We start from the raw sequence: 24,468 nt of genomic DNA on the forward strand, positions 1-24,468 counted from the left end.
AAAGTGCGGTATGTTTTGTGCTAATTTCAATAGTTAGGAAAAAAAATGAGCCAAGAATATTTAGATTTTGAATTACCGATTGCCGAACTTGAAGCAAAAATTGAATCACTGCGTTCTGTATCCAGTGATGACAGCAGCATTAATCTGGATGATGAAATCAAACGCTTACAGAAAAAAAGCAAAGAACTCACCAAGAAAACCTTTGCCGATTTAGATGCTTGGCAAATTTCACGCATGTCACGTCACCCAAATCGTCCTTATACCTTGGATTACATTGAACATATTTTCACCGATTTTGAAGAATTAGCCGGTGATCGTGCCTTTGCCAACGATAAAGCCATTGTGGGCGGATTAGCCCGTTTAGATGGCCGTCCTGTGATGGTGATTGGTCATCAAAAAGGCCGTTCCACCAAAGAAAAAGTCTTACGTAATTTCGGTATGCCAGCCCCAGAGGGCTATCGTAAAGCCTTGCGTTTAATGCAAATGGCTGAACGGTTTAATTTACCGATTATTACCTTTATTGACACCCCAGGGGCTTATCCGGGTGTTGGCGCTGAAGAACGTGGTCAAGCTGAGGCCATTGCTCGTAATCTGCGTGAAATGGCCTTGCTCACCGTGCCGGTGATTTGTACCGTGATTGGTGAGGGCGGTTCAGGTGGCGCCTTAGCCATTGGCGTGGGTGACAAAGTCAATATGTTGCAATACAGCACTTATTCAGTGATTTCCCCTGAGGGCTGTGCCTCGATTTTATGGAAAAGTGCCGACAAAGCCTCCACCGCAGCAGAGGCCATGGGCTTGACGGCGAAACGTTTAAAACAATTAGATTTAATTGATAATATCGTCAACGAACCGCTAGGTGGCGCACATCGTAATCATGTGGAAATGGCCAAAAATCTCAAAACACGTCTTTTAGATGATTTGGCTGATTTAGACGTGCTAGATAAACAAGACTTATTGGATCGCCGTTATCAACGCTTGATGTCATACGGTTATTGCTGATCAGAAGACTGAAGACAGAGAACTGAAGACAGGAAAAAATTAAAAAGTGCGGTGAAAAATACCGCACTTTTCTATGATAAATTCAACATAATTAAGGGAATAAATTCAATGAAAAATGTACTTTCCATTCAATCTCATGTGGTGTTTGGGTATGCGGGCAATAAATCTGCCACCTTTCCAATGCAATTAAACGGGATTGATGTGTGGGCATTAAATACGGTGCAATTTTCCAATCATACGCAGTATGGTAAATGGACGGGCATGGTAATTCCGAAAGAACAAATTGGTGAAATTGTCCAAGGTATTGATGACATTGGTGAACTGGCCAAATGTGATGCGGTGTATTCGGGTTATATTGGCTCTGCAGAACAGGTCGATGAAATTATTAAGGCTTATCATAAAGTCAAAGCCATCAATCCAAACGCCTTGTATTTATGCGATCCCGTCATGGGCAACCCTGAAAAAGGCTGCGTGGTGGCAGGCGGTGTGAAAGAGGGCTTAATCAACATTGCCATTCCACAAGCAGATATTATTACCCCAAATTTGCTTGAATTACGTGAATTAAGCGGTTTGCCTGTCAACAATATTGAACAAGCCATCACCGCAGTCAAACACCTCTTAAGCAAAGGCCCGAAAATCGTCATTGTCAAACATTTAGGCGAGGCAGGACGAGATACAAACCAATTTGAAATGTTAATGGGGACACAACATGGTGTGTGGAGCCTCATTCGTCCGCTCTATCCGTTCGCCAAGCACCCCGTTGGCGTGGGCGATTTAACGGCGAGCTTATTCTTAGCGAATTTACTCAATGGCCATGATGAATTGGCGGCCTTTGAGCGCATGGGCAATGCGGTGCATGATGTGATGAAAATCACCCATGATGTCAATTCCTATGAATTGCAACTCATTGAGGCACGTCATGTAATTATGCAGCCTGTTTCAAGCTATCAAGCAGAAAAAATTGCTTAACCCTCCCCTCACCCTAACCCTCTCCCATAGGGAGAGGGAACGAGAGAAATGATTAAAACATGAGCTTGTTTACCGAATTTCAATCTCAACTGCAACATACTCACTATCTGATCGCCTTGAGTGGTGGATTGGATTCCACGGCGCTACTCTCTCTCATGGCAAAAGCCCGAGAAAAACAACCGCACTTGCAATTACGTGCGGTGCATATTCATCATGGATTACATCCTCATGCCGATCACTGGGTCAGCCATTGTGAGCAACTTTGCCAGCGATTCGCCATTCCCTTACTGGTGCGAAAAGTACAAGTGGATCAAGCCAATGGCCTTGAACAAGGCGCAAGAGAGGCACGCTATCAAGCCATTGCAGACAGTCGATTGCCCAATGAAATCGTGGTTACCGCCCATCATTTACAAGATCAAGCCGAAACTTTTTTTCTTGCCCTAAAACGAGGGAGTGGCGTGCAAGGATTGGGCGCCATGCAACCCTATGCGGCGCTAAATGGCATGCCGATTTTTCGACCGTTGCTGACCTCTTCACGTCAACAGCTAGAACATTATGTGCAGGCGGAAAAATTAACTTGGGTGGAGGACGATAGCAATGCGGATCTGCATTATGATCGTAATTTTTTACGTCATCAGGTGTTGCCGACACTGCGGCAACGTTGGCCACATTTCGATCAAATGGTCGCCCGTTCAGCACAACATTGCGCAGAACAACAACAGCTTATTCATCAATTATTAGCCGAGGATTTTCAACGCCATTTCGATCCCCATCAAGGGACATTGTCAATCGTGCAATGGTCGGAATATCCTGCTCTCAAACAAAATGCCTTGTTAAGAATGTGGCTTGCCGCATTACACCACCCCATGCCGTCAGTGGTTCAACTGGCACATATTAAAAAAGAGGTGATTGCGGCCCGAGCTGATGCCATGCCACATTATGTGCTAGGTAACAAGGTTATTCGCCGTTATCAACAACGGCTTTACCTCACGGATCACTTGGCAGATGTCAGCCATTTTCAACAGCCACTTTCTCCCGAACTGCGGTTGAAATTACCCGATAATCTTGGCGCACTGTGGTTAGAAAAAAATCCCAACTTTTTCACCGCAGTTTGGCAACAGGCAAACCAATTACATCATCTGGATCTGCCTTTCACAGCGCAACCGATTTGGGTAAAATTTGCCTATTCTGGCTCGGTACAATTAGTCGGTCAGAAAATGCGCCGTGACATCAAAAAGATTTGGCAACAATTCAACGTTCCTGTGTGGCAACGCCAACGGATTCCGTTGATTTTTTATGGAGATAAATTACAAGGCGCCGTGGGGCTATTTCGTGCCGATTAAACGGGACGAATGGTATCCATGTCCAGTTTTGCCTCAAAGTGTTTTTGTAACAATTGAATACCGTTATCTGCCAGTAAATTCTGTGTTGTTTGCGCGATGAGTTCTTGATGAATCTGTTGATAATGCTCCAATGGCGTCAACGTGGCGGGATCATCATGGAGGGTAATCCGTAATTGTAAGGGGTGATGAAAGAAGTCGGATAAGCGTTGGGTCAGCGCCGCAATGGAATTCTCACGTTGTAAATGGGATTGATTTGAACGTAGTCCAAGGTGAACTTCCTGTTCATTTTGCGCCAACAAGACGGAATTAATGGCTAATTGCTTGGCCATTTTTATATCATCTAAGCCTAATTGTTCAATAATGTGAAACCATGGATCCCGCTCAATCCCAATTTTCACCATTTTCTGTCTTAATTCAGGGCTTTTCTGTTCTAAAATCAGCTTTTTAATATCAGAAGGGCGCATGGACTCCACTTGATTCGCCAATTCGGGATTCATCCATTCCCAACGATAATCCTCCGCATTCAGTTCAGTGGCATTGTCATCATGCTCAGTAGGATTTTCGCTGGCCATATCCAACTCGCTACTGAGCTCAGGTTTCACAGTTTCAGACGGCGCTACGTCAGCAAGTTTTGCTAATCGATCCATCAGATCAGGTTGTGTTTTTTTGCTTGGACGAGATGAAATCACCGGTAATTCAAGGGGTTGAACCGAATCAGGACGAGCATTACTCGCTTTACTTAGCGACGACTTTTTTTTTTCGTTATCTGTTTGTTGGTTCAAGGTCGCACGTAATTTTTGCAACTGATCCACTGCACTTAATGCCTGATTGCCCTCGGCATGAATGGGTTTCTGCGACGGTTCTTTCGGTGAATGTTGAACAGCATGTTGTGCAGGATAATTGGCTTTAATATTTTGTGAGACCACAGGCATATCCACCAAATTTTCCGTCGCATTTGATGTCGGCACGGTTTGTACCGCAGTGGCTTGGCTGAATTTGGGGTGAAACGCCAAAGCACGCAGTAAGGTCATTTCTGCGCCAATGCGACGATTGGGCGCAAAGGCTAGCTCTTTTCTGCCCATGACAATCATTTGATAAAATAACTGCACATCTTCAGGCGACATATGTTGGGCAAGAAATGTGATAGGGCTGTTTTCTTGAACATTGACGGACAGCAACTGCTGCATGGCAATTTGATGTAATTTCTCGCCCACTTCAAGCAAAAGCTGATCCCAATCCACACCCTTTTCAGCCACCGACTGCACGACCGCCATCAATTTCTCGCCATTACCTTGTTGCAAGGCATACAAAATCTCAATCGGTTGGTTATCATCCAATAAGCCCAACATTTTGTTGACAATGTCGGTGCGAATATCGCCATTCGACATGGCAATAGCCTGATCGGTCAGGCTCAAACTATCACGAATACTGCCCTGAGCTGATTTTGCAAGGCGATCAAGTGCGGTCAATTCATAGGGAATTTTTTCTGCGTCTAAAATATGGGCTAAATGTTGGCTAATTTGTTGCTGATCTAATGCTTTTAAATGAAACTGCATGCAACGGGATAAAATCGTGATCGGCAATTTTTGCGGATCGGTGGTGGCCAACAGGAATTTGACATATTCAGGCGGTTCTTCCAAGGTTTTGAGTAAGGCATTGAAAGAATGACGTGACAGCATATGCACTTCATCAATCAAATACACCTTGTAACGGCCTTGCACCGGTTTATACTGAACGTTATCCAATAATTCTCGGGTGTCTTCGACTTTGGTACGTGAGGCGGCGTCAATCTCAATCAGATCAATAAAATTGCCTTGTTCAATGGCTTTACAATGTTCACATTCACCGCAAGGTTCGGCCGTCACGCCATGAATACAATTTAAGCCTTTGGCAAATAAGCGGGCAATAGAGGTCTTGCCGACACCTCGAGTACCCGAAAAAAGATAAGCATGGTGTAGGCGATTTTCTTTCAAGCCATTAGAAAGTGCGGTCAAAATATGCGTTTGGCCGACAACTTCACGAAAGGTTTTTGGTCGCCATTTACGGGCGAGAACTTGATAACTCACGTATTATCCTTTTTTTATTTTACTTTCGCTATCCCCACTCCCTCTAAGAGAGGGCTAGGGTGAGGGTAACCATTAATGTCCTGCAAAATCCACCAGAGTAAAAGGTTCAACGCCCAATTTACGTAAACGTTCTTCGCCGCCTAATTCTGGTAAACTGATCACAAAAGCCGCATGTTTAACTTCGCCGCCTAAACGCTGAACCAATTTCACGCAAGCCTCGAGCGTGCCACCTGTGGCTAATAAATCATCAATAATTAACACCTTATCACCCGCTTGAATCGAATCCGAATGGATTTCTAAGGTATCTTCACCATATTCTAATTGGTAATTTTGTGAAATCACGGCACGAGGTAATTTCCCTGGTTTACGCACTAAAATAAAAGGTAAACCTAACGCAATGGCGACCGGTGCACCAAAAATAAAACCACGTGACTCGGTACCAATAATTTTGGTAATACCCACATCTTTAAATTGTGCCGCCATGAGATTAACGGTTGCGCTAAAGGCCTCTGGCACTTCAGTTAAACTGGTGATGTCACGGAAAATAATTCCCTCTTTCGGATAATTAGGAATGGATTTAATCGAAGATTTAATAAGCTGTAATTGTTCGTTCATTTTGTCGCCCAAAGTGCGGTCAGAATGTTGACCTTTTATAAAATTAACGCTGTGAATGTAAAGAAATTTGCCTTAAATTGCAAGCGTTATAGTAAAAATATTTGTTAATTTGAATAAATATCTTCGCCGTTTTTACGGGTACGGAATAATTGCAAAATCCACGCATATTGCTCGGGCGTTTGCCCCACAAAATATTCAATGATTTCATTCATGGCTCGAGCCGATTGTACAGGATCATCGGTTAATGTCATCGGCGCTAAAATTTCCATTTGGTATTTACCTGCCTGTGCGTTATAGCGAGGGAACATTGGAATCACCACCGCCTTGGCTAATTTCGCCATTTTATTTAAACCCGGTAAGGTGGCCTTATAGGTGGCGAAAAAATCGACAAACTCACTGGCCTCTGCACCAAAATCTTCATCCGGTAAGTAATAGCCCATATCCCCTTTTTTCACCATAGATAAAAAAGGTTTAATGCCATTTTGACGGGTGTGCATTTTGCCACCAAAGCGTACTCTTGTTCTCGTCCAAAGCCAATCAATCAACAAATTACGGTGTGGATTAAACATTGACGTCATCGGCATTCCGTGGGTGTGTAAAATAATCCCCGAGGCATCAATGGACCAGCTATGCGGCACCAATAAAATAATATTATGGCCGTTGGCTTTAGCTTGTTGAATATGTTCAATGCCTAAAAATTCACTGCGTTGTTGCAAATGTTTTTTAGAACGTACCGCAATTTCACCAATCCCTAGCATCACTTGCCCTAGTGTGATAAACATCCCATCAATCACTTTTTCACGTTGTTGTTCGCTCCAATCGGGGAAACAAAGGGCTAAATTTAATCTGGCACGATGGCGTTGTTTTTTGGCTTTTTGCCCCGCAATTAAGCCAATTTTGCTAGCGAGTTTATCCCGCCAACGATAGGGAATAAAGGCCAATATAATTAACAAGACAATACCAAGCCAAATGCCCCAATATTGCGGTTTTAAATATTGCCATGAAAAATGTGGCTCATAACCCACTCTGGCCGTTTCACGTATCTTATTTTCTGGATGTTGCATTAATTAAACCAACCTTGATCATAGGCCATTTTAGCGGTCATCATAAAAGACATGATCACCACCATTGGGCGAATTAATTTTTTGCCTTTGGTGAGTACCATTCTCGCACCTAAATTGGCCCCAATAAATTGACCACACATCATCGCCAAGCCCACGGTCCACAAAATGTGTCCACCAATCAAAAAGAAAATCAGCGAGGCAATATTTGACGTGCAGTTCAACACTTTCGCATGCGCCGTGGCTTTCGGTAAATTAAACCCCAGTAAAGTCACGAAAGCTAAACTCAATAAGGATCCGGTGCCAGGGCCAAAAAAACCATCATAAAAACCAATGCCCAAGCCAGCCGTGAACGCAAAGCCCGCAAAAGAAAAACGTTGATGGCGATCTTCTTCGCCTAATGTGGGCGTGAATAAAAAATACAGCCCCATAGCTAACACTAAAAAGGGGATCACCTTTTTAATAAACGAACTGTCAATGTGCTGAATTAACACCGTGCCAATCACTGCGCCAATAAATGTCATCAGAATCAACAACCAAATCTGGCGTAAATTCACCGCTTTACGGCGAATAAAATACAAACTGGCCGAAAAAGAACCGCCACAGGCTTGTAATTTATTGGTGCCTAAGGCCAATACCGGTGGAATGCCCGCCATTAACAAAGCGGGAATGGTGATCAAGCCACCACCACCCGCAATGGCGTCAATAAAGCCCGCCACTAAAGCCACGGTAAATAGTAAACTGATGATTTCTATGCTAATTTCCACCGCACTTTCCTCTGCTTATTCCAACCATTCACTGCGTTTAGGTGAATTTAACACCTGCTGACATAAAAATGGCTCTGCGGGTTTCGCTTTCACTGTGCTACTTGTGCTAGCAGAAGGTTTTTTCGGTTCAAACCAAGAATACAATTCTCCCCCACAACCATCTCCTGCCGGCACGGGTGCTTGATTTTCACAATAGGCTGCGCCTTGCGGACAAGCTAAACGTACGTGAAAATGGCTATCATGACCATACCAAGGACGAATTTTATGTAACCAACTGCGATCGGCTTTTTCCGTTTGGCAAAGTTTCACTTTAATGGCAGGATTCACAAAAATACGGGTCACTTGATTATCCTGTGCCGCTAATTTAATTAAATTAAAGTGGTTCTGATTCCAAACACGCTCATCTACCACTTGAGCGGCACGATTTACCACTAACAAGCCTTTACCATCCGAATTTAAGGCCTCTTGATCCGACATAGCACCCATGCGCAACCAAATATCCGCATCCAAGCCCATTTGATGGCTAGCGTGACCCGTTAAGAAACGCCCGCCACCGGGCATGGCAATATCGCCCACTAACATGGTCGGCAAACCCGCTTTTTTTACTCGTTGACCTAAGCGTTGTAAGTAACTAATCATATCAGGGTGACCATAATAACGGTTTTTATTGATACGAATCACCTGATACCCCTCCCCTCTTGCGGGTAAGGCTTTCGCACCGATAATACAGCCGTTGGCATAAGAACCAATCGGTTGAGCTTGCCCATTTTCACTGGGAATCGGGCGTTTCACTCGTTGCCATTCCGCTGGCGAGGCCAAAACGGTGGTAGATATGCCTAAAAGTGCGGTTAAAATGAATGCTGTTTTTTTCAATTTCATTATAAAAATTCCCGATAAATAAAAATTAAATCCCCGTTTGTAGGATTTCATACTGTTGTAAAATAATCTGTTTAAAATTCTCACTGCAACTGGCCCAGTCGATCACATCCACAAAAATCGGTAAATCGGATTCACTAAAGGCCTCCTCAATATCTGCTTGCTGACGAATGGACATCGGCTGTTGGGTAATCACGGCTAAATCCAAATCGGAATATTTTTTTGCCGTGCCTTTGATGCGGGAACCAAATACCCACACAGGCAAATCAGGTACGAATTTCGCCAAAATAGCTTTGACAATATTGAGATTTTCTTCGCTTAAGTCAATCATTAATATACCTTCACTTTTTTATTGATATCGTTTTATCGACACTGTGCCTTAAACCGCAATAAATGATCCAACAACACAATGGCCATCATGGCTTCCGCAATCGGTACCGCTCGAATACCCACACAAGGATCATGACGCCCTTTGGTGATCAAGTCAACCGCTTGATTATGAATATCCACCGTACGACCTGAAATCGTAATACTTGAGGTTGGTTTTAACGCAATGGTGGCAATAATCGGTTGGCCATTGCTAATTCCGCCTAAAATACCCCCCGCATGGTTGGATAAAAAGCCCTCGGGTGTCATTTCATCACGGTGTTCGGTGCCTTTTTGATTCACGACGGCAAAACCATCACCGATTTCCACCGCTTTTACCGCATTAATGCTCATTAAGGCATGGGCGAGATCCGCATCTAAACGATCAAAAACCGGTTCGCCAAGGCCAACAGGCACATGTTCCGCTACTACGGTTAATTTAGCCCCGATAGAATTGCCCTCTTTTTTTAAACGGCGGATCAATTCATCAAATTTTTCCACCGCACTTGGGTCGGGGCTAAAAAATGGATTGGAATTCACCTGTTGCCAATCAATTTGGCTAATATCCACCACCGTTTGCGGATCAATTTGTACATCCCCAATTTGAGATAAATAACCTCTGACTTCAATGCCAAACTGCTCCCGCAAATATTTTTTAGCAATGGCACCAGCGGCCACTCGCATAGCAGTTTCACGCGCAGAAGAACGGCCACCGCCACGATAATCCCGAATGCCGTATTTTTGTTGATAGGTAAAATCGGCATGACCAGGGCGGAATTGATGTTTAATCTCACCATAATCCTGCGAACGTTGATCGGCATTCTTAATGATTAAACCAATGCTCGTGCCTGTGGTTTTGCCCTCAAAGACGCCCGATAAAATCTGCACTTCATCATCTTCACGACGTGGCGTGGTATAACGAGATGTACCCGGTTTGCGACGATCCAAGTCGGGTTGAATATCAGCTTCGGTTAACGCCATATTCGGCGGCACGCCGTCAACAATACAACCTAAAGCAATGCCATGGGATTCGCCAAAGGTGGTGACTTTAAATAATTGTCCGATTGAATTTCCTGCCATAAAAAAACCTTATGCTAATTTTTCTGTATGAAGTTTGACTTCTTCATCTGTTTGTTGATTTTTAATAAAAATATCAAGTTGATTAAAGGCAATCTCAATATTACGTTCATTAAATAATTGATTGATCCGACGATTTAAGAAATCAATGGTCGGATTGCGATCACCAATTTGGTCCACATAAACCCGTAATTCATGATCCAAAGTGCTCGCACCAAAAGTTAAGAAGAATGCGCGTGGTGCAGGATCTTTTAACACTTTCTCACATTCTGTGGCGGCTTGTAATAATAATGTTTTAACCAGTTCTAAATCTGAACCGTAAGCTACCCCAACGCTGATCACGACTCTCGTCATACTATTACTCAACGCCCAGTTCACTAAACGCTCAGTCACAAAGGCTTTATTTGGCACAATAACTTCTTTGCCATCAAAATCCACTAAGGTCGTCGCACGAATACGAATTTTAGACACCGTGCCGCTAAATTCACCAATGGTAATCACATCACCAATCCGAACAGGACGTTCAAATAAGATAATAATACCCGACACGAAATTAGCAAAGATTTCTTGCATACCAAACCCAAGCCCGACGGATAATGCAGCAAATAACCATTGTAATTTAGACCACGACATGCCTAACATGCCAAAAGCTAACGCCGCCCCCAAGGCAATTATTATATAGGTGAGCAAGGTGGTAATGGTATAAGGTGTTCCCTGAGATAATTTAATATTCGAGAAAACCACGACTTCTAATAAACCACTTAGATTTCGGATAATCACATAGGTGACAAATAGCACCACAAAGGCCACCAATAAATTCAATAATGTGACGGATTCCATTACGGTTCCTGTCTCCGTAGCAACACTTTGTTGCCATAATGTGACGCCGTTGAGATAGTAAGCCACTGTCACCAAATCTGACCACACAAAATACATTAAGCCCAATAAAGCCACCCAGAGGGTAAAATCGATTAAACGTAACACCTGATCTTTTACTTGGCTCACGGCTAACACATCATCTTGCTGCGGTACATCAATAATAAATTCTTCTTTACTCTTGTCACCACTATTATTGTCTGCCAGTTGTTTTGCCATGGCTTGCTCACGTTTTTCTTTTAAACGCCGAGCAGCCAAGCGACGTGCAGACACTTCTAAGCCACGATAAATCAGACTACGCACAATCAACCAAGTGGTGAGCGCCATGTAAGAGGAAATTAAATGCTCAATCAACACTAATGAGGTGTAATAATACCCCAACCCAATCAAAATAATTAGAGAGATTGGCGCAAGCAAGGAGAAAAACCGCAAAAACCGCAGCAAATAGATTTTCATGCTTTGTTGGTGCGTTAAGGTATGTTGGTAAGAACTGATCGCCAAACGCATCTCAGGGCCGATCAACAACAACAGGATAATCAACACGGAAATGGTCATGATTTCACCGAGGATATCGTAGGCAACACCGCCCTCTAAATTCGTGAAAATGGAGGTATTTAATAATAATGCCACCACCCACATGGAACGTTTTAGAATACGTCGGAAATTTTCAGAACTTTGTTTTGGCATTTTAAAATGGGTATGCGCAATGCCATTTGGGCGTAATAATGCCAACATAAAGGCAAAATACAACCAATACCCCGCCATTTTTAAGCCCCACGTCCAAGCCTCAGTGGGATCTTGCAAACAGAAATAGGTCACCAAAATAAACAGGATTAAAAATACAAAAGTGCTTGGCAAACACAAAATTAAGGTCCAAAACACCGCACTTGGCGTGTTCCATTGATTATCGCTACCTAAGGTTTTTAATTTATTATTAATTTCGGTAATTTTCTGCTTAATCTTGTTTTTTTGACGCAAAATCGCTAACGTACACAACAATAATATCGCCACTAAAAAACTCGCTGACCACACATTATCCCGCCAGTTGGAAAAGTCAAAACGTTTAGCAATATCACGAGATTGGAATTTAAGATAAGTGGGTAAATTCTTGAAAAAATCCAGATCAATCGACGCATTACTTTTCACCCAGAAACTTTGTTGTTTGAGTTTATCTTGCAATGTATCACTGATGGTTTGCACTTGTTGCTGATTTAATTCAATATTGATAGATAAATTTAATTGGTTATTTAACTGTTTCAATACGTCCGAAATCACCTTACTACGTTCTTCAATAATGGTTTTCAGACGTACCCGTTCTTTATCGGTAAAGGTAATTTTTTCTTCTTTCGCCAAGTTATCAATATAGCTGTCAACGTTATTCATGCGATCACGAAATTCGCTAATATCAAAAATTCTCACCCGTAAATCGGCAATCTTTTTGGATAAGCCAGAAATCATCTCATCTTTAGGCAACGATTGACGTTGTTTATTAATCACACGAGAAAGAATCAAGGTGCCTTGCAACGAACTAATTTGTTCATCAATATTCCGTTGGGTTTGTTGTAAATTATCTAAAATGCTTTTTATACGTAAGTGATCTTGCGACAAAGCATTAAGCTGCGTGGTCTGCGCCAATAATTCCTCACTGACTCGAGCATTAAATTCGAGTTCACGGACAATCACAGGATTATCGGTGGTATTACTATTTTTTTGTGCCGTCGCTTGTTCTAATTGATTTTGGCTCTCTTGCAGATTTTTTGTATTAATTGCCGTTTGCAATTCCACCAATTCGGCTTGTAATTGCTGTTGCATTAAGGTTTTTTCTTCTAACTGACTGGTGTACAAACTGGTTAAGGATTCATTGCCACTGAGCTGAATTTGTTTGTAATTGTTACTGGCCAGTAAATAATCTAATTCTACCGCCAATCTTGCTCGTCTGGTGCTTGAGGTACTGGCTGATGCAAGGGCGTCATTAATGGCTTGAATACGTGCGGAATTTTCCGTCAAGGTTGCTTGTGTCCGTTCTGGCACACTTTTTTGACTCGACAAATTTGCATTCAGCGTGGTTAAATCCGCTTGAATTTGTTGCAAATTTTGATTAATTTCATCTACATGGGTTTTCATCTGATCCACAGATAAATTCGCCAAGGATTTTTGGATCTGTTCCGCACTCCGCGCTTTTGATTTCAGATGACGAATATTTTGCTGGCTATGTTGTAACGCCTCTGCGGAATCTTGAATTTGCTTGGTTAAATTCTCATTATCCTGTTTCTGCTTATCCAATTGCGTCAGTAATGCCAAGGTTTCTTCTAAATTCTTAATGTCCGCTTGGTTATCTTCCGCTTGATTGTCTTTTTGCAAACTGGCTAATTGGGTTTGAATCTCTTTCGCCGTGGGTAAATTCGCCGACGCAGGCAAGCTCAGGGTGAATAATATGGCGAAAAAAAGGTGGCTCAACGCCTTGTAAAACATACTCATAAATTACGCTCTGATTAAGTCGGCCAATGCCTGTTTAAGGCTAGCCCGTGAAATTTTAATATTACCTTGCGATTTCACCGTTAACGGAAAATAACGCACTGGCTGTTTAAATCGTTCAATTTTATCTTGTAACCAATCTTGCAGATTTTGCACCGCAGTTTGACAAAAATCCTGTTGAAATGTCACCATTGCCACAGGACGTTGACCAAATTCTTGATCTGCCACAGGGAGGACAAAAACCTGTTCTACACTGGGATGTTGTTGAATAATTTGCTCAATTTCTTCTGGCTGAATATTTTCACCGCCCGAAATAAATTGATTATCCAAGCGTCCTAAAATATGCAACTGTTCACCGTCCCAAATGGCTTTGTCTTTGGTGGCTAACCAACCTTGTGAATTAGTCACCGGCTGAAGATGGCCTTGTTGCCAATAGCCTAAAGCCAATCCTGCGCCTTTAAGCCAAATTTCATCTTTGACGATCTGAAATTCACGCCCCAACAAAGGTTGCCCCACGCCCGATTGACCATCACAACGTTTGGCAAAAACCGTCGAGGCCATTTCTGTCATGCCATAACCCGCATAGGTTTGTAGACCAAGTGCGGTTAATTTTTGGGTTATTTCGAGGGGAATATTTGCGCCCCCTAATAAAATCGCTTGCGTTTGCACCGCACTTTTCGGCTTTGTGGCCACATAATCAAACAAGCGTAATGCCTGTGTTGGCACCAAAGACACATGGCTTGCTTGTAATACCGAGGCGTAAAAATCCACACTCGGCACATGCAATTCCGCCCCTTGCGCTAACCAACGCCACACAATGCCTTGACCGGACACATGATACAAGGGTAACGACAGTAACCAAGATTTGTCTGACGTAAAAGCCATTAAAGCACAGACGCCCGCCGCATTGGCTAAATGAGCTTGTACATTATGCACTATCGCTTTTGGTTGCCCTGTTGAACCCGAGGTTAAGGTTAATGTCAATCCCTCATGGCGTTCAACCCGATCTGCCATAGGCGATATGGCCATTGGTTTTTCTGTATGGGTACAATCAATCCAATATAGAATTTGATGGGTCACACAAAGTTGATGTATTTTTTCACGAGGGAAAGCGGGATTTATGCCTAAAACCCGCATATTACCTTGCAATCCCGCCAAATAACACAGCAATAATTCAAAGCTATTTTTCCCCGACAAGGCCACGCCACTGCCTGCGCTTAATCCTAATGCCGTTAACCAAGCCAATTTGGCTGAAATCTGCTGCGCCAGTTCAAGCCAACTAAAAGCAACGCCCTGCGAATGATCTCGCAAGGCGATTTGGGCTTGTTTCTGCGGCTGATGAGCATAAATTTGCCAAGGCAATAGTTGCATAACGATAATCTTGCCTGAATGCTTAATCGGCCACAAAAGCATTTTTCACGTAGTCAATGGTTTTCTCATCAAAGCCCATTTCACGCATCACGCCCTCAAACATAATCATTTTACGGCCACTGTTATTATTGGTAATTACCCAATGTGGACTGTTGGGAATTTGTTTTGGTTTGGTGTGATTGCCCGCCGCCAATAAGGTTTGTTCATCTTGTGCAAAATAGACTCGGGTACGACCTTGTACATTTTCGCTCCGAATGGCAGCGGAAAAATCCGTTGGATTCGATTGATACAATCCACTTAAAATCGTTAGAAAACGCACCACCGCTTTGGTTTCTTGTTTAAATTCAGGTGCGTCCAATAAGGCGACTAACGCACGACTATCCCCTTGTTTTACCTCTGTTGGCGCTGTTTGAACGGGTGGTTCTGGTGTATTCTCTGGTTCGCCAACACTCACCTCGACTTCAGACGGGGTCGACGGAATATCTTCCTCTGGTGACGACGATTGCGGTAAGCCGGTCTGTTCGGTTTCCGCTTTTTCCGATAAATCCAACGCCACCGAGCTAATACTTAAACAAGGCAAAGCTAATAAACGGCGTAAAATATCCGACGCACTTTCGCCAATAGACTGCGTATGGCTGGCAATATATTGATAGAGTTCTTCATCTACTTCAATTATTTTCATTTATTCTGCTCTCAAAACTTGATTAACAATCCATTTTTTCGCATTATACCTACTTCTGATCAAATTCTCTATGTAAAAAACGATTAAAAAAGCCATGTCAGCTCAACAATTACTCAATTATCAATTTAGCGCCTGTCAGCACGAGCAAGCGAAAACCATTGTCTTTATTCACGGCCTTTTTGGTGACATGAATAACCTCGGGATTATCGCCCGTGCGTTCAGTGAAAAATACCATATTTTACGCCTTGATTTACGCAATCACGGCCAAAGTTTCCATTCTGACGAAATGAACTATGATTTAATGGCACAAGATGTGATTGCGGTGTTAAACCATCTCCAACTCAATCAGGTGATTTTAGTGGGTCATTCCATGGGCGGCAAAACCGCCATGCGAGTGGCACATTTACGCCCTGACTTACTCGACAAATTAATTGTGATTGATATTGCCCCCGTGCGTTATCAGCACAACTGGCATAATGATGTGTTTATGGGGCTGTTGGCAGTGAAACAAGCCAAGGTTGACAGTCGACAACAGGCTAAACCGCTGTTATCCGAACATATCAAAGAGGAAAGCATTCAACAATTTATGTTGAAATCTTTCGATTCTCAGGCCCCTGAAAAATTTCGTTTTAATACCACCGCACTTTATCAACATTATGCGGATATTATGGATTGGCAAGCGCAATCGCCATGCCAGATACCAACACTGTTCATCAAAGGCGGTTTATCGGATTATATTCACCCCGACGATACCCAACGAATTTTAGCCCAATTTCCGCAAGCCACCTCGTTTACCGTCAACGGTGCTGGCCATTGGATCCATGCGGAAAAGCCGGATTTTGTGGTCAGAGCCATTGAACGGTTTCTTCAATCACATTAATCTTAATTTAGGCATTTAAATTATAGGGAATTTATGATATAGTTCCGCCATTATTCTCACTTCAGCTAATCATTATCAGCATACGAATGATTGTTAATAAAGGCGATAATGAACGGTAATAAAAAATGGCAAAACAAGACGCAGATTGCATTACGTTGGATCTTTTTGCTGATGAAAGACGTGTCGGACGTCCGAAAACCAATCCGTTAAGCAGAGAACAACAAATCCGCATAAATAAACGCAACCAACTACGGCGTGACAAATCTAGCGGATTAAAACGAATAGAATTAAAATTACATCACCAGTTGGTTCAACAATTAGAAGAACTGGCCCAACTGAATAAACTCAGCCGAGCGGATGTAATCGAAAACATATTACAAAATTATTTTAATATTCAAGGAAATAGGTAAATAAAAAATGGCTATTGTTGGTTTATTTTACGGTAGTGACACAGGCAATACAGAAAACATTGCCAAAATGATTCAAAAACAACTTGGCAACGAATTAGTAGATATTCGTGACATTGCCAAAAGCACCAAAGAAGATATTGAAAGCTACGATTTTATCATGATTGGGATTCCAACATGGTATTACGGTGAGGCCCAATGTGACTGGGATGACTTCTTCCCAACCTTAGAAAAAATTGATTTTACGGACAAATTAGTAGCCATTTTTGGCTGTGGCGATCAAGAAGATTATGCCGATTATTTCTGTGATGCCATGGGTACCGTACGCAATATTATTGAACCAAATGGGGCGATCATTGTCGGAAACTGGTCAACGGAAGGATACACTTTTGAATCATCACAAGCGCTTATTGACGACAACACCTTTGTCGGATTGTGTATTGATGAAGATCGCCAACCAGAATTAACCGCTGAACGTGTCGAAACTTGGGTGAAACAAGTTTATGATGAAATGTGTTTAGCAGAACTCGCATAAGGAAAATCACTATGTCAGAAGAAAATATCAAATTACTCAAAAAAGTGGGCCTCAAAATCACTGAACCACGTTTAACCATTTTGGCACTTATGCAAGCCCACAAAATGGAACATTTTTCTGCGGAAGATGTGTACAAACTGTTACTTGAACAAGGCGAAGAAATCGGTTTAGCCACAGTCTATCGTGTATTAAATCAGTTCCATGAGGCCAAAATTTTAACCCGTCACAATTTTGAGGGCAATAAATCGGTGTTTGAATTAGCCCCAACTGTTCATCACGACCACATTATTTGTGTAGATTGTGGCAAAGTGTTTGAATTTAACGACACCGTGATTGAAGAACGCCAAAAACAAATCAGTAAAGAACATGGTATTCAATTAGAAAATCACAGCTTATATCTGTATGGAAAATGTACGGATATTGAGAAATGTGAGAAATAATCCCCTATCACAAACAAACCTCAAAAGTGCGGTGATTTTCACCGCACTTTTTTGTTATACCTCGCCCTAATGGCGAAAATTTCTCTTAGGTAAAACCTCATACTTTATGCTATAATAACGCCAATTTTTCTCTAAGACTTAGGAAAACGCAATGTCTGAATTAACCCAAGATATCACCCCGATTAGTATTGAAGAAGAACTGAAATCTTCTTATCTCGATTATGCCATGTCGGTCATTGTTGGCCGTGCTTTGCCTGATGTGCGTGACGGCTTGAAACCCGTTCACCGCCGTGTGTTGTTCTCCATGGATCAAAGTGGTAACACCTACAATAAATCTTATGTGAAATCCGCTCGTGTGGTCGGTGATGTGATCGGTAAATATCACCCGCATGGTGACAGTGCCGTGTACGACACCATTGTGCGTATGGCACAACCGTTCTCGTTGCGTTATATGTTGGTAGATGGTCAGGGGAACTTTGGTTCCATTGATGGTGACGCACCCGCCGCCATGCGTTATACCGAAGTGCGCATGCAAAAAATCACACAGGAATTATTAACGGATTTAGATAAAGAAACCGTGGATTTCTCGCCGAACTATGACGGCAAAGAAATGATTCCTGACGTCTTGCCAACCAAAATCCCGTCTTTGTTAGTCAATGGTTCTTCAGGGATTGCGGTCGGTATGGCGACCAATATTCCCCCCCATAATCTTGGCGAAGTGATGGACGGCTGTTTAGCCTATATCGATAATGAGGACATCAGCATTGATGAATTAATGCAGTTTATCCCTGGCCCAGACTTCCCGACTGCCGCCTTAATTAACGGTCGCCGAGGCATTGAAGAAGCCTATAAAACAGGGCGAGGCAAAGTTTATGTACGAGCCAAAGCGAGCGTAGAAACCAATGACAAGGGCCGTGAAAAAATCATTATCACGGAAATTCCTTATCAGGTAAATAAAGCCAAATTGGTCGATAAAATTGCTGAACTGATTCGTGAAAAGAAAATTGAAGGCATTGCGGGCATTCTCGATCTTTCCAACAAAGAGGGGATCTGCCTCGAAATTGACATTAAACGTGATGCCGTAGGTGAAGTGGTATTAAACCACCTCTACGCCTTAACTCAAATGCAAGTCACGTTCGGGATTAACATGGTCGCCTTGGATCACGGTCAACCGAAATTATTCAATTTAAAACAAATCATTGCCGCCTTTGTCAAACACCGCCGTGAAGTGGTCACACGCCGTACCGTGTACGAACTTCGCAAAGCCCGAGAAAGAGCGCATATTTTAGAGGGATTAGCCATTGCCTTAGCCAATATTGATCCGGTGATTAATTTAATCCGTGCCTCTAAAACAGCCGAAGAGGCCCGTGAGGGATTACTTGCGCAACCTTGGGCTTTAGGCAATGTGGCGCCTATGTTAGAGGCGGCGGGCGTAGATGCCTCTCGCCCTGATGATTTAGCCGCTGAATTTGGCGTGCATGATGGTCAATATTTCCTTTCAGATGCACAGGCTCGTGCCATTTTAGAATTACGTTTACACCGTTTAACTGGTTTAGAACACGAAAAGATCGTGGAAGAATATCACGATATTTTAGTCGAAATTGGCGAATTATTGCATATTCTCACCAGTGCCGAACGGCTACGTGAAGTAATTCGTGAAGAATTAGAGTTAGTTAAAACGAACTTTAATGATGCCCGTCGCACCGAAATTACCGCTGCCTCCGGTGACATTAATTTAGAAGATTTAATTGCCCAAGAAGATGTGGTGGTGACCCTTTCTCACGAGGGCTATGTGAAATATCAACCCGTCACCGATTATGAGGCGCAAAAACGGGGCGGCAAAGGTAAATCGGCCACCAAAATGAAAGAAGAAGATTTCATTGAAAAATTATTGGTCGCCAATACCCATGATACGATTCTCTGTTTCTCTAGTCGTGGCCGTTTATATTGGTTGAAAGTCTATCAATTACCACAAGCCAGTCGTGGCGCACGTGGACGTCCAATCGTCAATATTTTACCGTTGGAAGAAAACGAACGTATTACAGCGATTCTCCCAGTGGCGAGCTATGATGAAAATAAATTTGTCCTCATGGCCACCGCTGGCGGTATCGTGAAGAAAACTGCTCTCACCGAATTTAGTCGTCCACGTGCCAACGGCATTATTGCGGTCAACTTACGTGATGAAGATGAATTAATCGGCGTAGATATTACCGACGGTTCAAGTGAAATTATGTTGTTCTCCTCACAAGGTCGTGTGGTCCGCTTTGCCGAAACGGCCGTGCGAGCCATGGGACGAACTGCGACGGGTGTTCGAGGCATTAAACTTGCTTTAACCAACGATCTTTCTGATGATGAAAGTACGGTGGAAATGGAAGACGTTTCTGATGATAACAGCGAAGACAGCTTAGATCTGAATATTGATAAAGTGGTGTCTTTGGTGGTGCCAAAAAATGATGGCGAAATCTTAACCGCTACGCAAAACGGTTACGGTAAACGGACAAAATTGGAAGAATATCCAACCAAATCACGTAACACCAAAGGCGTGATCTCCATTAAAGTGAGTGAGCGTAATGGTAAAGTCGTGGCGGCTACGCAAGTGATTGATACTGACCAAATTATGTTAATCACTGACGCAGGCACACTGGTGCGTACCCGCGTCAGCGAAGTCAGCATTGTGGGCCGTAACACTCAAGGTGTACGTTTAATTCGTACCACTGAAACCGAGCAAGTCGTCAGCTTAGAACGTTTAGCCGAAACGGAAGATGATGAATTTGAGGGTGAAATCGAAAATTCAGAAGAATAGAAAAATACCACAAAAGCCCCGCACTCACGTACGGGGCTAATTATATAACGCCACGCTGTGGCTATTTCATAAAAAAGATGCGGAGCATCGTTACTTATGTAACCCCGTACGCCAGTGCGGGGAATTTGAGGATAACATTATGACAACCAACCAACCAACCAACCAACCAACCAACCAACCAACCAACCAACCAACCAACCAACCAACCAACCAACCAACCAACCAACCAACAGCGATTTTCGTGATTAATTTAGCCAAGTCAACCGAACGCAAAAAATTTATTTCTGACCAATTTGAACAATTACAAACCCAATCCCAACGCCAAATAAATTACCAATTTTTCACCGCAGTTTACGGCAAAGAAAACCCCGATTTTTATCTTTTCAAAAAATACAATGAACAAAAACGTCTTGCCCGTAAAGGTTACGCCATGAACATAGGGCAACTCGGCTGTTTTGCCAGTCATTATTTATTATGGGAAAAATGCGTGGAATTAAATCAGCCGATTATTGTGTTGGAAGATGACGCCATACTACAAGAAAATTTCTTAGCCACATACGATTTTACCGCTACACCACAAAATACAGCTGAATTTTTCTGGCTTTGTCCTGCGGGTTGGTCGGCATATTGGACAGGCAAAAATAAACCACACAAATCTAAAAATTACCTCCGCATTTCACCAGAGGTGGGTGAACTTCGCCAATATTTTAAGGGTTGGGGCAATACGACAGGCTATTATATTACGCCCAAAGCCGCACAAAAATTTCTCAGTCAATGCCAAGAATGGGTGTATAACGTAGATATTACCATGGATCGTTATTGGGAAAATCAGGTTCAATTTCTAGGATTAACGCCACCTTTTGTTAAACCTGATTTCAGTCAGAATTCCAATATTGCCCCACACGCTATCATTCAACGTAGAAGTTTGTGGACTAAAATTAGACGAGAATACTATAAAATACAAAGTAATTTGCACAAATGGTTATATGATTTGCGTCATCAAAAAATATGATCTACGTCACAAAACCAACATTTCCCTTTTAACAAAGACAGTATAAAGTGCTACACTCTATCAGAATTTGATTTTAACTTTAAAAGGTGATTTTTATGACAACATATCGTATTGAAAAAGACACAATGGGCGAAGTGCAAGTACCTGCGGATAAATACTGGGCAGCACAAACTGAACGCTCTCGCAATAATTTTAAAATCGGGCCTGAAGCCTCTATGCCACATGAAATTATTGAAGCCTTTGGTTATTTGAAAAAAGCAGCAGCCTTTGCTAACCATGATTTAGGCGTGTTACCTGTTGATAAACGTGACTTAATTGCACAGGCTTGTGATGAAATTTTAGCCCGTAAATTAGATGACCAATTCCCACTTGTCATCTGGCAAACCGGTTCTGGTACGCAATCTAATATGAACTTAAACGAAGTGATTGCGAACCGTGCGCATGTGTTACATGGCGGTAAATTAGGCGAAAAATCTTATATTCACCCAAATGACGATGTGAATAAATCCCAATCTTCCAACGACACCTACCCAACTGCCATGCATATTGCGGCGTACAAAAAAGTCGTGGAACATACTATTCCAGCGGTAGAACGTTTACAAAAAACCTTAGCTAAAAAAGCGGAAGAATTTAAAGATGTGGTGAAAATCGGCCGTACTCACTTGATGGACGCTACTCCTCTAACATTAGGTCAAGAATTTAGTGGCTATGCCGCACAACTTTCTTTTGGTTTAAAAGCCCTTAAAAATACCTTACCGCATTTAGGTCAATTGGCTTTAGGTGGTACAGCAGTGGGTACTGGCTTAAATACGCCAAAAGGCTATGATGTGAAAGTGGCAGAATATATTGCAAAATTCACCGCACTTCCATTTATTACCGCTGACAATAAATTTGAGGCTTTAGCGACGCATGATGCCGTGGTAGAAACCCATGGTGCATTAAAACAATTAGCCATGTCATTGTTCAAAATTGCTCAAGATGTGCGTTTATTGGCATCGGGTCCACGTTCAGGTATCGGCGAAATCTTGATTCCTGAAAACGAACCCGGTTCTTCTATTATGCCAGGTAAAGTCAACCCAACTCAATGCGAAGCCTTAACCATGGTGTGTGCTCAAGTGTTAGGCAACGACACAACCATTTCTTTTGCGGGCAGCCAAGGGCATTTTGAATTAAACGTGTTCAAACCAGTAATGGCGTATAACTTCTTGCAATCTGCACAATTATTAGCTGATGCTTGCATTTCGTTTGATGAACATTGTGCGAGCGGTATTCAGCCAAATCACCCTCGCATTAAACAATTGTTAGAACAATCTTTAATGTTGGTGACGGCCTTAAATACCCACATTGGCTATGAAAATGCAGCGAAAATCGCCAAAACGGCTCACAAAAATGGCACCACATTACGTGAAGAGGCCATTAACCTTGGATTAGTGGCTGCGGACGATTTTGATAAATGGGTGCGTCCAGAAGATATGGTCGGTTCATTAAAATAATTTAATCCACCAAAACTTGATACGGCTCAATTTTTTGAGCCGTTTTTTATTGCGTCATGCCATAAAATACCCTAGTATAAAACTCAACTATTATTTAACAGGGAATTGACCATGAAAAATGAACTTATCTGCTATAAACGCATGCCAGTATGGAACAAAAATAGCTTACCGCAAATGTTCCAAGAAAAGCACAACACCAAAGTCGACACATGGGGAAAATTAACCGTGCTGAAAGGCCAACTGAAATTCTATGTGTTAGATGAAAACGGCACGGAATTAAGCCAACATATTTTCACACCGGAAAGCGAGATTCCGTTAGTGGAACCGCAAGTTTGGCATAAAGTCGAGGCCCTATCTGATGATTTAGAATGTTTCCTTGAATTTCATTGCAAAAAAGAAGATTACTTCAGCAAAAAATACAATATGACCCCTACTCACTCCGAAGTCAAAGCGGCAGTTGAACAAATTCAGCCATGCAAAGTGTTAGACTTAGGTTGCGGACAGGGTCGAAATTCACTGTTCTTAAGTTTACTTGGCTATGATGTGACGTCTTGGGATCACAATGAAACCAGTTTGGCTTTTTTAAATGAAACCAAAACTAAAGAAAATCTGCCGATTTCCACCGCAGTTTATGACATTAACTCGGCCAATATTCAAGAAAATTATGATTTTATCCTTTCAACCGTGGTATTTATGTTCCTTAATCGTGAGGCTGTGCCAGCGATTATTGAAAATATGCAAAGCCACACCAACGCTGGCGGTTATAATTTAATCGTTGCGGCCATGGACACTGCCGATTATCCTTGCCCTGTGCCATTTTCTTTCACCTTTAAAGAAAATGAATTGCACCATTATTATGCGGACTGGGAATTATTAAAATATAACGAAGAATTGGGTGAATTGCACAAAACCGATGCCAATGGCAATCGGATTAAAATGAAATTTGTTACCATGTTGGCGAAGAAAAAATAATGCACGTTTATGGTTTATTAGTGGATGATCAAACTCGCTGTGAGCATTATCACAGCGAGGTAGATATTATTGCCATTCAATTCAAATGTTGTGGAAAATTTTATCCTTGCTACCAATGCCATAATGCGTGCGAAAATCACCCCATTGAACGTTGGCAACCTAACGAATTTGAGCAACAAGCGATTTTATGTGGTCATTGCCAACGCACGTTGTCAATTCAACAATATATGCAAGTCACCCATTGCCCTTATTGCCAAGCACAATTTAATGCAGGGTGTAAAAAGCATTATGGGATTTATTTTGAGATAGAGAACCCCATTTCATCTTTATCAATCTAAGCCGCCTTTCCAAAACGCTCAATAAATATTCGATTCTTATATCAA

At 42.3% G+C, this 24,468-nt stretch carries 22 protein-coding genes; 12 read left to right on the top strand and 10 right to left on the bottom strand.

Translation table 11 applies throughout. From position 1 onward, the window contains the following. Positions 1-45 precede the first annotated feature (45 nt). The 3 genes from accA to tilS all read left to right on the top strand — a co-directional run bounded on the left by accA (position 46) and on the right by tilS (position 3,311). On the top strand, positions 46-999 hold the full coding sequence (gene accA / locus ACTG7Q_RS03050) for an acetyl-CoA carboxylase carboxyl transferase subunit alpha (protein ID WP_439240767.1): 954 nt from the start codon (positions 46-48) through the stop codon (positions 997-999). 108 nt (positions 1,000-1,107) lie between these two features. Next, entirely contained in the window at positions 1,108-1,968 is an 861-nt protein-coding gene (gene pdxY / locus ACTG7Q_RS03055; RefSeq protein ID WP_439240769.1) for a pyridoxal kinase PdxY, read from the top strand. Positions 1,969-2,027: 59 nt separating this feature from the next. Then, complete coding sequence (tilS, locus tag ACTG7Q_RS03060) at positions 2,028-3,311, top strand: tRNA lysidine(34) synthetase TilS (protein ID WP_439240771.1); 1,284 nt, start codon at positions 2,028-2,030, stop codon at positions 3,309-3,311. Here the strand turns inward: tilS and dnaX are convergent. The 10 genes from dnaX to seqA form a co-directional block, all read right to left on the bottom strand. Beyond that, positions 3,308-5,377, bottom strand: a complete 2,070-nt coding sequence (gene dnaX, locus ACTG7Q_RS03065; RefSeq protein WP_439240773.1) for a DNA polymerase III subunit gamma/tau — start codon at positions 5,375-5,377, stop codon at positions 3,308-3,310. The two genes, tilS and dnaX, sit on opposite strands and share 4 nt — an antisense overlap. Positions 5,378-5,449: 72 nt before the next feature. Beyond that, positions 5,450-5,992, bottom strand: a complete 543-nt coding sequence (gene apt / locus ACTG7Q_RS03070) for an adenine phosphoribosyltransferase (RefSeq protein WP_439240775.1) — start codon at positions 5,990-5,992, stop codon at positions 5,450-5,452. Positions 5,993-6,096: 104 nt separating this feature from the next. Next, positions 6,097-7,056, bottom strand: a complete 960-nt coding sequence (gene lpxM, locus ACTG7Q_RS03075; RefSeq protein WP_439240777.1) for a lauroyl-Kdo(2)-lipid IV(A) myristoyltransferase — start codon at positions 7,054-7,056, stop codon at positions 6,097-6,099. Beyond that, positions 7,056-7,820, bottom strand: coding sequence for a TSUP family transporter (locus ACTG7Q_RS03080; protein ID WP_439240779.1), 765 nt, complete (start codon positions 7,818-7,820; stop codon positions 7,056-7,058). The genes lpxM and ACTG7Q_RS03080 overlap by 1 nt, the downstream gene beginning before the upstream one ends. 15 nt (positions 7,821-7,835) lie before the next feature. Next, complete coding sequence (gene mepA, locus ACTG7Q_RS03085) at positions 7,836-8,699, bottom strand: penicillin-insensitive murein endopeptidase (RefSeq protein WP_439240781.1); 864 nt, start codon at positions 8,697-8,699, stop codon at positions 7,836-7,838. Positions 8,700-8,724: 25 nt separating this feature from the next. Further along, a complete protein-coding gene (locus ACTG7Q_RS03090; RefSeq protein ID WP_439240783.1) occupies positions 8,725-9,027 on the bottom strand; it encodes a nucleotidyltransferase family protein in 303 nt (100 codons plus the stop codon). Positions 9,028-9,059: 32 nt separating this feature from the next. Continuing rightward, on the bottom strand, positions 9,060-10,142 hold the full coding sequence (gene aroC / locus ACTG7Q_RS03095; RefSeq protein ID WP_439240785.1) for a chorismate synthase: 1,083 nt from the start codon (positions 10,140-10,142) through the stop codon (positions 9,060-9,062). Between the two features lie 9 nt (positions 10,143-10,151). Further along, positions 10,152-13,487 (bottom strand): mechanosensitive channel MscK, encoded by a 3,336-nt coding sequence (gene mscK, locus ACTG7Q_RS03100; RefSeq protein WP_439241508.1) that lies wholly within the window; start codon positions 13,485-13,487, stop codon positions 10,152-10,154. 9 nt (positions 13,488-13,496) lie between these two features. Further along, positions 13,497-14,903 (bottom strand): o-succinylbenzoate--CoA ligase, encoded by a 1,407-nt coding sequence (menE, locus tag ACTG7Q_RS03105; RefSeq protein WP_439240787.1) that lies wholly within the window; start codon positions 14,901-14,903, stop codon positions 13,497-13,499. Beyond that, positions 14,884-15,543 carry a replication initiation negative regulator SeqA gene (gene seqA / locus ACTG7Q_RS03110; RefSeq protein ID WP_439240789.1) on the bottom strand — a complete coding sequence of 220 codons (660 nt, stop codon included), beginning with the start codon at positions 15,541-15,543 and terminating at the stop codon, positions 14,884-14,886. The genes menE and seqA overlap by 20 nt, the downstream gene beginning before the upstream one ends. Positions 15,544-15,637: 94 nt before the next feature. Between seqA and ACTG7Q_RS03115 the strand changes: the two genes are divergently transcribed. From ACTG7Q_RS03115 to ACTG7Q_RS03155, 9 genes are all read left to right on the top strand, one after another. After that, entirely contained in the window at positions 15,638-16,423 is a 786-nt protein-coding gene (locus ACTG7Q_RS03115) for an alpha/beta fold hydrolase (protein WP_439240791.1), read from the top strand. A 125-nt stretch (positions 16,424-16,548) separates the two neighbouring features. Then, positions 16,549-16,833 (top strand): LexA regulated protein, encoded by a 285-nt coding sequence (gene ybfE / locus ACTG7Q_RS03120; RefSeq protein WP_439240793.1) that lies wholly within the window; start codon positions 16,549-16,551, stop codon positions 16,831-16,833. Positions 16,834-16,840: 7 nt separating this feature from the next. Beyond that, positions 16,841-17,365, top strand: coding sequence for a flavodoxin FldA (gene fldA, locus ACTG7Q_RS03125; RefSeq protein WP_439240795.1), 525 nt, complete (start codon positions 16,841-16,843; stop codon positions 17,363-17,365). 11 nt (positions 17,366-17,376) lie between these two features. Next, entirely contained in the window at positions 17,377-17,805 is a 429-nt protein-coding gene (gene fur, locus ACTG7Q_RS03130; RefSeq protein WP_439240797.1) for a ferric iron uptake transcriptional regulator, read from the top strand. A 151-nt stretch (positions 17,806-17,956) separates the two neighbouring features. After that, a complete protein-coding gene (gene gyrA / locus ACTG7Q_RS03135; protein ID WP_439240800.1) occupies positions 17,957-20,608 on the top strand; it encodes a DNA topoisomerase (ATP-hydrolyzing) subunit A in 2,652 nt (883 codons plus the stop codon). 139 nt (positions 20,609-20,747) lie between these two features. Then, on the top strand, positions 20,748-21,620 hold the full coding sequence (locus ACTG7Q_RS03140; RefSeq protein ID WP_439240802.1) for a glycosyltransferase family 25 protein: 873 nt from the start codon (positions 20,748-20,750) through the stop codon (positions 21,618-21,620). A gap of 95 nt (positions 21,621-21,715) precedes the next feature. Further along, positions 21,716-23,113 (top strand): class II fumarate hydratase, encoded by a 1,398-nt coding sequence (gene fumC / locus ACTG7Q_RS03145; RefSeq protein WP_439240804.1) that lies wholly within the window; start codon positions 21,716-21,718, stop codon positions 23,111-23,113. 111 nt (positions 23,114-23,224) lie between these two features. Continuing rightward, the gene (gene tehB / locus ACTG7Q_RS03150) at positions 23,225-24,085 is read left to right on the top strand and encodes an SAM-dependent methyltransferase TehB (RefSeq protein ID WP_439240806.1); all 861 of its coding nucleotides are present in this window, start codon (positions 23,225-23,227) and stop codon (positions 24,083-24,085) included. Continuing rightward, positions 24,082-24,423, top strand: coding sequence for a CHY zinc finger protein (locus ACTG7Q_RS03155; protein WP_439241510.1), 342 nt, complete (start codon positions 24,082-24,084; stop codon positions 24,421-24,423). Before tehB ends, ACTG7Q_RS03155 begins: the two co-directional genes overlap by 4 nt. The last annotated feature ends 45 nt before the right edge of the window (positions 24,424-24,468 follow it).

It is taken from the genome of Lonepinella sp. BR2474 (assembly GCF_051851555.1).
Classification (GTDB): Bacteria; Pseudomonadota; Gammaproteobacteria; order Enterobacterales; family Pasteurellaceae; genus Lonepinella.

Bases quoted from the DNA above. Each gene is read 5' to 3' on its own strand.
- accA (WP_439240767.1), top strand. From the start codon at position 46: ATGAGCCAAGAATATTTAGATTTTGAATTACCGATTGCCGAACTTGAA.
- pdxY (WP_439240769.1), top strand. From the start codon at position 1,108: ATGAAAAATGTACTTTCCATTCAATCTCATGTGGTGTTTGGGTATGCG.
- tilS (WP_439240771.1), top strand. From the start codon at position 2,028: ATGAGCTTGTTTACCGAATTTCAATCTCAACTGCAACATACTCACTAT.
- apt (WP_439240775.1), bottom strand. From the start codon at position 5,992: ATGAACGAACAATTACAGCTTATTAAATCTTCGATTAAATCCATTCCT.
- lpxM (WP_439240777.1), bottom strand. From the start codon at position 7,056: ATGCAACATCCAGAAAATAAGATACGTGAAACGGCCAGAGTGGGTTAT.
- mepA (WP_439240781.1), bottom strand. From the start codon at position 8,699: ATGAAATTGAAAAAAACAGCATTCATTTTAACCGCACTTTTAGGCATA.
- ACTG7Q_RS03090 (WP_439240783.1), bottom strand. From the start codon at position 9,027: ATGATTGACTTAAGCGAAGAAAATCTCAATATTGTCAAAGCTATTTTG.
- aroC (WP_439240785.1), bottom strand. From the start codon at position 10,142: ATGGCAGGAAATTCAATCGGACAATTATTTAAAGTCACCACCTTTGGC.
- mscK (WP_439241508.1), bottom strand. From the start codon at position 13,487: ATGTTTTACAAGGCGTTGAGCCACCTTTTTTTCGCCATATTATTCACC.
- menE (WP_439240787.1), bottom strand. From the start codon at position 14,903: ATGCTTTTGTGGCCGATTAAGCATTCAGGCAAGATTATCGTTATGCAA.
- seqA (WP_439240789.1), bottom strand. From the start codon at position 15,543: ATGAAAATAATTGAAGTAGATGAAGAACTCTATCAATATATTGCCAGC.
- ACTG7Q_RS03115 (WP_439240791.1), top strand. From the start codon at position 15,638: ATGTCAGCTCAACAATTACTCAATTATCAATTTAGCGCCTGTCAGCAC.
- ybfE (WP_439240793.1), top strand. From the start codon at position 16,549: ATGGCAAAACAAGACGCAGATTGCATTACGTTGGATCTTTTTGCTGAT.
- fldA (WP_439240795.1), top strand. From the start codon at position 16,841: ATGGCTATTGTTGGTTTATTTTACGGTAGTGACACAGGCAATACAGAA.
- fur (WP_439240797.1), top strand. From the start codon at position 17,377: ATGTCAGAAGAAAATATCAAATTACTCAAAAAAGTGGGCCTCAAAATC.
- gyrA (WP_439240800.1), top strand. From the start codon at position 17,957: ATGTCTGAATTAACCCAAGATATCACCCCGATTAGTATTGAAGAAGAA.
- ACTG7Q_RS03140 (WP_439240802.1), top strand. From the start codon at position 20,748: ATGACAACCAACCAACCAACCAACCAACCAACCAACCAACCAACCAAC.
- fumC (WP_439240804.1), top strand. From the start codon at position 21,716: ATGACAACATATCGTATTGAAAAAGACACAATGGGCGAAGTGCAAGTA.
- tehB (WP_439240806.1), top strand. From the start codon at position 23,225: ATGAAAAATGAACTTATCTGCTATAAACGCATGCCAGTATGGAACAAA.